Raw genomic sequence first — 1,516 nt, forward strand, 5'->3', positions numbered from 1 at the left:
TAGACAGAGGTTGCACTCTAGTAATGGTTATTTGTCACCCGTTGATTTTGAAAATAAACTGTTACAAAACGATATGAGTGCCTAGACATATTTATTTCTGTGTATCATAAAGTGTTGACAGATCATATTCCTATTTTTCATCCACATGTATCGTTTTATAAGAAGATCATTCCATTATTGCAACAACAAACTATAGCATCATCTCTTTTACTGATTAATTCAGGTAAACAAGAAATCTCGATTTCCAATAGTGAAATTAAAAAAATATCGAAAAGTGAATTCAACCATGCCAATACGCGTAATTTAGCGTTACATTACGAAGCGGATTTTTACCTTTTTATGACGCAAGACGCGATGCCATGTGACGGCTTTTTGGTGGAAAATTTGCTTCAAGCGTTTGAAGATCCCGAGGTCGTCGTCGCGTATGCAAGGCAAATTCCTTATGAAAATGCCGATGCGATCGAAGTGTTTGCGCGCACGACCAACTATCCGCCGATTTCTCGGGTGAAATCTCAACGTGATTTACCCGTTTTGGGCATTAAGACGTTTTTTTGTTCCGATAGTTGTGCGATGTATAAAGCACGTTATTTTAAAGAGGTAGGCGGATTTACCAAAGATTTGTGTACCAACGAAGATATGGAGTTTGCGGCACGTGCGATTATGGACGGTAAAAAGATCGCGTACGTTGCCGAGGCGAAAGTATACCATTCGCACGTTTTGACATGTAAGGATGTCTGGAGGCGTTACCGCACTATCGGACGTTTTTTTAAGGACAACCGTTGGATTTTGGACGAAGCGGCAAAATACGGCAAAATAGAATCTTCCGGCATAGGGCAAGCGTGCAACGAACTACGATATTTGCTCAAAAATGCCCCTAGCGCGCTTCCTCGTTCGATTTTCTGCTCGTTGATAAAATTCATCGCGTTTAAATCCTCTTTTTAACCTTCTTTTGTTACACTATTGTCTTGTTATACCACGGAGCATCGTATGCGTTATTTTATATTAAAGTTTTTCATCAGCCTTATTTTTTTTGTGATCAATCTCTACGCTTCTTTATGCATTGCCGACATTTTCTTGGAGATGGATGCATCACAAACGCTCGCACGTTACGGCTGGATGATTTTGATTTACATGTTGAGCTATTTTTACGTACGTTTGATGACGCACAGAATGGTAACGGTCAATGCGGCTATTTTATCGCTCAAGGCTAACTTCTTCTCGTTTGCGATTATTTTGATTATTATCGCTTTGGCAAAACTCAACGACACGACTTCACGAGCTATCGTTTGTATTTTTTACCTCTTGAATAATGCCAATGCTTTATGGTCGTATTACCTCAAAAAGATCTTTTTCCAATGGGAGTATTTTAGACAGCCTGTTTTCGTGATTTGCGATAATCAAGGTTTGAAAAATGTTCGCACGTGGTTTGCCAAAGGCAATCCTTTCGGTTACGACATCAAAGGTATCGTCAATACCGATCTTTTATCGCCGAATATGGTTATGCAGACGATAGACT

At 39.6% G+C, this 1,516-nt stretch carries 2 protein-coding genes; both read left to right on the top strand.

Annotated features, from left to right (window positions below; all coding sequences use genetic code 11):
- Nucleotides 1-177: 177 nt before the first annotated feature.
- Nucleotides 178-942: a glycosyltransferase family 2 protein gene (locus tag OA34_RS12230; protein ID WP_286683036.1), complete on the top strand. Its 765-nt coding sequence runs from the start codon at nucleotides 178-180 to the stop codon at nucleotides 940-942.
- 45 nt (nucleotides 943-987) lie between these two features.
- On the top strand, nucleotides 988-1,516 hold a 529-nt coding region (locus OA34_RS13830; RefSeq protein ID WP_286683037.1), incomplete at its 3' end, for a hypothetical protein.

The sequence above is a fragment of the Sulfurospirillum sp. MES genome (assembly GCF_000789415.1).
In the GTDB taxonomy this organism is placed as follows: domain Bacteria; phylum Campylobacterota; class Campylobacteria; order Campylobacterales; family Sulfurospirillaceae; genus Sulfurospirillum; species Sulfurospirillum cavolei.